This window comes from Psychrobacter sp. AOP3-A1-26 (genome assembly GCF_052378235.1).
Taxonomy (GTDB): Bacteria; Pseudomonadota; Gammaproteobacteria; order Pseudomonadales; family Moraxellaceae; genus Psychrobacter.
Genome location: NZ_JBQSXN010000109.1, coordinates 1 through 8,581, shown reverse-complemented (window position 1 = coordinate 8,581; position 8,581 = coordinate 1). Strand labels below are relative to the sequence as shown.

Here is an 8,581-nt window from a genome sequence, read left to right as displayed (position 1 = left end):
AAATATTTAAATGGTATAGTCAGGTTCAGAATAACCTATATACAAGAAAGACGAGTGAGGCCCTAAAAAAAGTATACTGAAGAAGCCTGATACCGTATCCAATTTATATAGGACTGATTATAGAAGCAGTCGATTCTGATTGTATTTATTGGGTGAATCCTAGGGTTTCGAATACCCCTAGTTAATTTAACAAAATTTAGAAAGCTTGCTGTGAGAATTTTGTCATTTAAGTTACAGGCGGATTTATGGAGTTATTTGGCTCATAAAGCAAACAGTTTTAAGATTGGGGTTGTAATAATGAAAAAACCTTGTATAATTTGCAACTGGTGGCTCCATTGGTAGCCTCGCAACATTGTTCTATGAATCCCGCCAGGACCGGAAGGTAGCAACGGTAATAGTTATAATGTGTGCCGAGGATGTGCTTTTGGAGTCGCTTTTTTTTTGCCTAAAATTTGATAATAAAATCTTTTAAATTTTAAAACCCTCATATTGATAATAAGTCCTTCATTATAAAGGGCTTTTTTTTGGTCTACATTTCGTCTGATTTTAAACTTTGAGCCATAAATATGGGTTAAAATACAATGTAGTAACCTTTATTAACACTAATGTTAACTATAAAGACCAAAAATTTTGGGGTTTTATGATGAAAATGTTTATTTGGCTGTTTATTGCCTTTGTAGTGCTGGTGGTTGTATTTGGTGTATCAGTATTCAATAAGTTGGTGCGCGCTCGCAATCAGGCTAAGAACGGCTTTGCCCAGATAGATGTACAGCTAAAACGCCGTCACGATTTGATTCCGAATTTGGTGGAGACCGCCAAGCGCTATTTAGCGCATGAAGAAGAAACATTGACCCGTGTTGTTAGTGCGCGTAATCATGCTCAAAGTCTGCAAGATTCTAGCAAGCATCAGCCCGATTCGCTTGAGCACATGGCGCTGTTTGCCAAAGCAGAGAGTATGTTGTCGAAAGCATTAGGGCAGTTTTCTGCTGTGGTGGAAGCGTATCCTGAGCTAAAAGCGGACAGTATGATTAAAGAGTTAATGGATGAGCTGACCAATACCGAGAATCGCATAGGATTTGCGCGTCAGCATTATAATGATAGCGTGATGTTTTATAATAACGACCGCGAAGTATTCCCGAATAATCTTGTTAGCACGACTTTTGGTTTTCGTCCGCTCAGTCCGTTGGTGTTTGAAGATAGAAAGGCGATTGCACAAGCACCTATCGTCAATATGAGCTAATACTTAACTATATTTATATGTTCAGGCGCATTTAGCACTCTTTAGGTAAGACAAATAGATGGATTTTTTTGGTGCACAGCGTAGCCGTACTCGGCGCAGTCTATTACTGTATGGGTTGTTTTTTCTTATTATATTTGCCCATATTGCGGTGGCACTCGGTGTTATGGCGCTGCTACTGACGATATTTACTGGCGGCATTTATCATTGGGTATTAATACTGGTGGTCATATGGACGCTAGGTAGCTTTGTGATTGGTAGTTTTTTAGAATATGGACGTTTAAAAACAGGTGGTCGTGCTATCGCTCAGCGAGTTGGTGCCGTTCGGTTGTTTATCGATCACAGCCAAGATGCGTGGGAGCACAGCCGCGGGGTTGCCCATCAGCATGAGTCGGTACCAAAGGTTCGTTTTAGTGCCCTTCATATCGCAGTGCGTGACGAACGTGATTTTCCGCCTGTTTACCGCCGTTATTATGAAATTGCTCAGCAGCTAGCTATTGCTTCAGGTTTGAGTATGCCGATTCTGTATGTGCTGCCTGATGAGCAAGGGATTAATGGTTTTGTAGCAGGTCGTCATAGTCAGGATATGGTATTGGTGGTGACCCAAGGCGCGCTTGATAAGCTGTCTGATGAGGCACTATACGGACTCATTGGTCATGAATATGGCCATATATTGCATGGCGATGCCACATTTAATTTACAGTTAATGGTGGTGTTAGCAGGCTTGCAGTTACTCTATGACTGGAGTGATTCCATTAATAATTTTGGCGCTGGTAATCAGAATAACAAGCAGAATTATTTTGATGGCTCTTTCAATGGTGCGGTCAATCAAAAAAACCCTTTGTCTCAGAGAGCTATCGATAGTCAGGCGCGTAGCACTGAAGCGCAGACAGCAAACTTTACCACCCATAGCGAGTGGGTAAGCTATTGGCAGAGTCAGTCGCAAAGCCAAGAGTCTTCAGCTAAGAGTCAATCAAGATGGTTACAACATAATAATAAGTTCGATAGCCAAGCACCGCGTAGTATCTGGGCGTTGTTAATACATGGATTGAGCTTTTCTAGTATGGCCAGTGCGCAGCTGATCAAACATAGCTTTAATCGTGAACGTGAGTTGCTCGCCGATGCAACCAGCGTACAGCTGACGCGCTCGCCGGCGATTATGGAGACCTTAAAAGCCATTCATAAGGATTCGCTGGGTTCGCGCTTAACTGGTATCGCTGATATCAACGGACTTAGTCATTTCTTCTTTGCCAGTAGTGGCGCAGATTTAGGGGATTTGTCGTGGTTTGCCACGCATCCAAGTTTGGCTGAGCGCATGAGTGCTATTAACGGCAATGCTTATCATGATTTTGCTGTACAAGTGGCAAAAGAGAAGCGCATAAATCAACAAAAAATAAAAGAGATACATGAGCAGCGGCGCTTGGGTGATTGGGGTGTGATAACTGCAAATAGCCTAAGCAAAAACAATGTTAATAAAAGCAATGCTAGTAAAGACAATCATACGACGAGTAAAAACGTTGCTAGCAATCCCGATGAAGCTGCTGACAAAGTGGTCACAGCACTTCCTACTGGCGAAATGAGTAGTGACTCAGAAGCAGATGCAGATGACGGGCTTGAGTTTGTCGTAGAGCAAGACGTCGTTATTGATGGGCGTTTGCAGGTAAAGGCAGAAGATATTGGTGCTCATAAGTTGTTAAAGCCTTGGCAAGCAAAACGGGATAGCGACTTACCAGCGAAAGCCTTAATCAGTATCGATGATATACAAAAGGTCTCATTGCCGCAGTATATTCTCAACCATAGTTATCATCCGCTAGGGGCACAGGCTTTGATTGAAGCAGTGCTGCTATGTCATCAAGGGTGCATATTATCAACAACGGCAACTTATGATTTAACTGATATTTGGATTGGGCTGCTTAACGACAGTATATTTGTGACTGATGCCAATAGTGATTCTAAAATAGAAACTAGCAATAACGTACAAATTTTACCGCATACGCTAAACGCTAAGTTGTTAGAAATGCTGGCGAAGCTCGACCGTCGTTTGGACAGTGCTTTAATGATATTGGCGATAAAACAACTGTCTCAGCATGATTTATCTCAGAATGCTATCAATGAATTACGCTTAAAGAGTGATAGCAGCCATAGTCACCAAAGTTACCAGCATTATATTCAGCAAGAAAAATGTCGTAACACACTTAGTCGCTATCAGAAAGGCATGCTTGAGTTATTTGAAAGTGAGCTAACAGCTGATTTAAGCCGGAATTTTGCTGATAACGTAATGGATGAAAAAGGTGATATTGGTAAAATCAAGCCAGTATTCACTCATTCGAATAATAGCAAATTACGAACCCCATCGATTTTAGCATTATGGCAGGCACTGCATTTACAGCAACTTCTACCCGTACTGACTACGATACTAAATGATGAACATTCAAATGAATACCCGTCTTGGCAGCAAAAACTGCAAGCTGGCAGGGGTGATATAGTTGCCCAGCTTGATCCTTCAGGTCAGATTTTTTATCGCCTTAGCGTTGCTGAGCGTTCGATACTGGTTTTATTGGCTTATCGCTTATCAAACGATGGTAATAATACCAGTAATGCCAACTATGTCGTCGACCTGCGCCGCCAAGCGCGCCTGATTGATATTGATTTGACAGCCGTAAGTGAGGCAAATTTACAATGGTTGCTGCTTACCGCCCAAAACTTAAATAGTGTTCAGCTGCTGGCGTTGTTAGAAGCTGTGCCTATCTTTAAGCCCTCTACCTTTAAGCCTTCTACCACAGGTTCTAAGTACGACGATAACATTCAAGAAAAGCAACAAGAGCGACAACAGAGTAGCGGTCAAATAGATTATAATACGACTACCAATAAGCCTTATGCTTATAATGATTACCGGCAATGGCTGAGTACATTGCATACGGCGATGTTACACGATACGATAGTCAGTCAGGATGAATATGATTGTTTAACCTTACTATCAGAGCATTGGTTGCAGGTTCGACAGCTTTTTTAGTATTACTTTTGACATTAAAATTTGTAAAACCATTTAAGATAAATAGGATAGTAGTGTTGTATGAGTGATATCCAAGAACCGCTAGTTATATTGCAGCAGCGTATGCAACAGCGTCAGATTTTAGCGATGATGGGTATTAGTCAGTGGGTACAGCCGAGCTCTGAGACTATTAATATCGCTGATATTTCTGCGCCTACTAATACTGAAGCTGACATTAATACTAACGCTAACACTCAGCCTATTTCATCTGCTATAAGCATTGAACAGCAAAACATCAGCCATCCAAACGTAGAACGTCCAAGTGTTGATACGGCAAACGTTGCCCATTCAAATATAGAGTCTGTGGACACTATATCAGGCATAGTAGATGATGAATCTTCTATTAACCGCTATCATGATGACGCTCATGAGCCAGATTTAAGCTATCCTGACCAACAAAGCCCCGTTACTTATAGCTTTGATACTACGGTCCCAGAGACTTCTAATACAGCCGTTACGCCCCTCATAGATACTGTCGTCCAACAAGCCGCTGTTTCTAATATCGATAACGCTGATAGCTTTAAAGATGATGGTTTTAAGCAGGAAAGCTTTCAAAAAGTAGCGCCATTTGATTTACAAGGTGGTCGCTATGGCGACTGGGTGATTTTGGTTGATATTCAAGCCCTCAATAATGACAGTCAAAAGCTATGGCAAAATATCACGCAAGCGCTATCAATCACTTGTGAGACGACCTCATTTCCTATCTGTGAAGGTATGGATACAGCTGAGCTTGCCAATGCCAGTCTTGCTGGATATGTTTTTAAGATTGGGCGCAGTGAAGATATACAGGTTGCGGCATTAACGCCGTTACCTGAGGGTCTTGAGCATCCCAATCTTACCACTGTGCCCACATTGGATGAGATGCTTGCTGATAGTAGCCTTAAGCGTCAGCTTTGGGAGCAGTTCTCAAGTCAGAGTTAAAGATTTGCCACTTACTATGACATAGATTAAAAATAACGATAAAACTCACCCTTAACCTTTAATAACAACGATGATTTCATCATATTTAGGATAATGATTATGACGACTAAAGCTGCTCCTAACCGTGTACCTAACTTTTCAGCGGGTCCTTCCTCCATACCAACAGCCGTATTAGCACGTGCTCAAGAAGAACTGCTTGATTGGCAAGGGCGCGGTATGTCGGTGATGGAAGTCAGTCACCGTAGTAAAGAGTACGTTGCCATTACCGAAAAAGCTGAAACCAAGTTACGCTCGTTGATGGACATTCCAGATAATTATAAAGTGCTGTTTTTACAGGGCGGCGCCAGCTTACAGTTTTCAGCGATTCCGTTAAACCTATTAAATGGCGGCCGCGCAGATTATCTGACGACCGGTACTTGGTCAGGTAAAGCCATCAAAGAAGCAGATCGATATGCGAAACTTGGTCTTGGTGAAACGAACGTCGTTGCAACAGGCAAAGATAGTAATTTTACTGATGTGCCAGCCCAAAGCGAATGGGCGATTAGCGACGATGCAGTGTATTTTCACTACTGTGCCAATGAAACGATTCATGGCTTACAGATATTTGAGCCGCCACAAGTGGATGCGCCTATTATCGTCGATATGTCTTCTTGCATATTGTCACAGCCAGTCGATGTGTCTAAATTTGGCATGATTTACGCTGGTGCTCAAAAGAACATCGGGCCAGCAGGCTTGGTTATTGTCATTGTTCGTGAAGACTTATTGGGCAAGGCAAGCGAGTGGTGCCCGCTACTGATGAACTATGAACATCAAGCTGATAAAGGGTCGATGTCAAACACGCCAGCGACTTATTCTTGGTATTTAGCAGGACTAGTATTTGATTGGTTAGAAGAGCAGGGCGGCGTTGCTGCTATTGGTAAAATCAACCAGCAAAAAGCCGATTTACTCTATAAAACGATTGATGACAGCAGCTTCTATAGTAATCCCGTTGACCCCAAATATCGCTCTATCATGAACGTGCCGTTTACGTTAGCCGACAGCAGCCTTGATAAAGTGTTTTTAGAAGAGTCAGAGGCGGCGGGCCTCATGAATCTAAAAGGTCACCGCGATGTCGGCGGTATGCGCGCCAGTATTTACAATGCAGTGTCATTAGAGTGGGTACAGCAGTTGGTTGACTTTATGATAGATTTTGAAAAAAAACACGCTTAAGTTAGTACAGGCTTTGAAACAAAAGGCGCAACTTTAAGAGCTGCGTCTTTTTTTATGTCTATTAGCGTTTTTTTAAGTAGCATAATGCGTTATGTAGCATCCTTAACACCGCAAAGCATTAGGTTAAAAAACCTAAGTTTGTTATGATAAAATTTCTTCAATTGCCTATTTTGCCGTCAGTCGCGCATTTTTTATCCAAGTCGGTTTAGAGTAGAAGGTCGTTATGAGGGGTATTACATAGTCATGATGCTAAAAAACACCATACTAAAAGCCGTCTTGCTTGTCATGACTAGCAGCTGGATACCTGTTAGTATCGCAGCGCCAATCACCACGACTGCGCTTGGGCACAATAGTACCACTGAGTATATTGACGTACCATACATGCCCTATGCCAATCCAAAGGCGCCCAAAGGTGGTACGCTTTCATTGGATGCACGCGGCACCTTTAATGCGGCCAATAAATGGATGACCACAGGTGTGGCGATGGTTGGTACGGACTATCTGTATGATACCTTGATGACAGGCTCACTCAATGAAGCCTTTACCATGTATCCGCAGCTGGCAAATAAAGTCACGTATGATCCTGATGATACCAGTTGGATTATTTACCATATTAATCCTGCCGCACGCTTTTGGGATGGCTCGCCGGTGACCAGCAGTGACGTCAAAGCCACTTATGATGCGATATTGAATAAAGGCCCGATGTATATCCGCAGTTATTTAGGCGATATTAAAGACGTTGAGATTATCGATAAGCAGCGGGTAAAGTTTGTTTTTAAGTCTGATGAAAATAAAGAGATTTTATTGACGGTTGGACAGTTTCCTGTCTTTGCCAAGTCCTCTATTGATACTGATTTTGAGAAAATTACCCTGACGCCATTGATGGGTAGTGGGCCTTATAAACTCGGCCGTGTCGATGCCGGACGTGCGGTCAGCTACGTGCGTGATCCCAATTATTGGGGCCGTGATTTGATGGTCAATCGCGGTCGTTATAACTTTGATATGATTAAATTCGTCTATTATCAAAGTGATGAGATTGCTTTTGAGGGTTTTAAATCTGGGCAATATCGTTTCCGTCCGGAAAACAAAGCCTCTAATTGGGCCACCGGTTACAATTTCCCAGCCGTCAAAGCAGGTCTGATTAATAAAGAAACCATCAGCAGCGAAAATCCAGTACCGATGCAGGGTCTGGTGATGAATATGCGCCGGCCACTTTTTCAAGATATTCGCGTCCGTCAAGCATTGAGCAAGGCTTATGACTTTGAATGGATGAACAGAACTTTATTCCATGGGCAGTATGAGCGCTTGCAAAGTTTTTTTCATGGCTCAGAGCTTGCTGCAACTGGTACGCCATCTGCGGCTGAGATGCAGGTATTAAGCCCATTGCTCGCCAAACTTGAACCGAGTCAGCGGCAAGCAGTACTAGACGAATGGCAATTGCCAACCAGCGATGGTAGCGGATTTAATCGTGAAGGATTGTTAAAGGCGCGGCAGCTGTTACTAGATGCGGGTTTTTATTATGATGATATGAAGTTGTATCAACCAAACGGCAAGCTTGCTCAGATTGAGATTTTGATGACAGGCGAAACCATGGGGCGTGTATTATTGCCTTATATCCGTAATCTAAAGCGTTTGGGCTTTGATGCGAGCTTACGTCAAGTCGATGGGCCGCAATATTACGAGCGCATACGCCGTTTTGACTATGATATGGTCGTCGATGTCTTCGCCCAAAGTCTATCACCTGGTGCTGAGCAAGTGGGTTTTTGGGGCAGTGCCGCTGCTGATGAAGCAGGTAATCATAATACTATCGGTATTAAAAATCCTGCGATTGACAGTGTTATTAAAAAACTGGGCGACGCTAAAAATCGCGATGAGATCGTCTTATATACGCACGTACTTGATCGCCTGCTACGGGCAGGACATTATTTAGTCCCTTTATACGGCAAACCTAGCACCAATGTTGCCTACTGGAATCAATATCGTCATACTGCAAAACTCCCGACCAATGCTATCGGTATCGATTATTGGTGGACAGATAAAGAAGCAGAAGCTCGCGTTAATCTATACTTAAAGCAATAGTTTAAAATAATGGCTTAAAACAGTTATTTAAAAATTATCATTTAAACCAGTAAATAAAATCGTGTTTCATTTGGTTTTTAAAA

The 8,581-nt window shown here is 42.5% G+C and carries 5 protein-coding genes and 1 other RNA gene; all 6 read left to right on the top strand.

The window, feature by feature from the left end; genetic code table 11:
* The first annotated feature begins 333 nt into the window (after window positions 1–333).
* The 6 genes from ffs to ACT3TU_RS12970 all read left to right on the top strand — a co-directional run bounded on the left by ffs (window position 334) and on the right by ACT3TU_RS12970 (window position 8,498).
* Window positions 334–430, top strand: an RNA gene (ffs, locus tag ACT3TU_RS12995) — signal recognition particle sRNA small type.
* A gap of 210 nt (window positions 431–640) precedes the next feature.
* A complete protein-coding gene (locus ACT3TU_RS12990) occupies window positions 641–1,240 on the top strand; it encodes a LemA family protein (RefSeq protein WP_442059770.1) in 600 nt (199 codons plus the stop codon).
* A 58-nt stretch (window positions 1,241–1,298) separates the two neighbouring features.
* The gene (locus ACT3TU_RS12985) at window positions 1,299–4,250 is read left to right on the top strand and encodes a M48 family metalloprotease (protein WP_192522402.1); all 2,952 of its coding nucleotides are present in this window, start codon (window positions 1,299–1,301) and stop codon (window positions 4,248–4,250) included.
* Between the two features lie 60 nt (window positions 4,251–4,310).
* Window positions 4,311–5,210, top strand: a complete 900-nt coding sequence (locus ACT3TU_RS12980) for a hypothetical protein (protein ID WP_192522403.1) — start codon at window positions 4,311–4,313, stop codon at window positions 5,208–5,210.
* Window positions 5,211–5,309: 99 nt separating this feature from the next.
* Entirely contained in the window at window positions 5,310–6,419 is a 1,110-nt protein-coding gene (gene serC / locus ACT3TU_RS12975) for a 3-phosphoserine/phosphohydroxythreonine transaminase (RefSeq protein ID WP_192522404.1), read from the top strand.
* 246 nt (window positions 6,420–6,665) lie between these two features.
* Entirely contained in the window at window positions 6,666–8,498 is a 1,833-nt protein-coding gene (locus ACT3TU_RS12970; protein WP_201578049.1) for an extracellular solute-binding protein, read from the top strand.
* Window positions 8,499–8,581: the final 83 nt, after the last annotated feature.

Bases quoted from the DNA above. Each gene is read 5' to 3' on its own strand.
- ACT3TU_RS12985 (WP_192522402.1), top strand. From the start codon at position 1,299: ATGGATTTTTTTGGTGCACAGCGTAGCCGTACTCGGCGCAGTCTATTA.
- ACT3TU_RS12990 (WP_442059770.1), top strand. From the start codon at position 641: ATGATGAAAATGTTTATTTGGCTGTTTATTGCCTTTGTAGTGCTGGTG.
- ACT3TU_RS12980 (WP_192522403.1), top strand. From the start codon at position 4,311: ATGAGTGATATCCAAGAACCGCTAGTTATATTGCAGCAGCGTATGCAA.
- serC (WP_192522404.1), top strand. From the start codon at position 5,310: ATGACGACTAAAGCTGCTCCTAACCGTGTACCTAACTTTTCAGCGGGT.
- ACT3TU_RS12970 (WP_201578049.1), top strand. From the start codon at position 6,666: ATGCTAAAAAACACCATACTAAAAGCCGTCTTGCTTGTCATGACTAGC.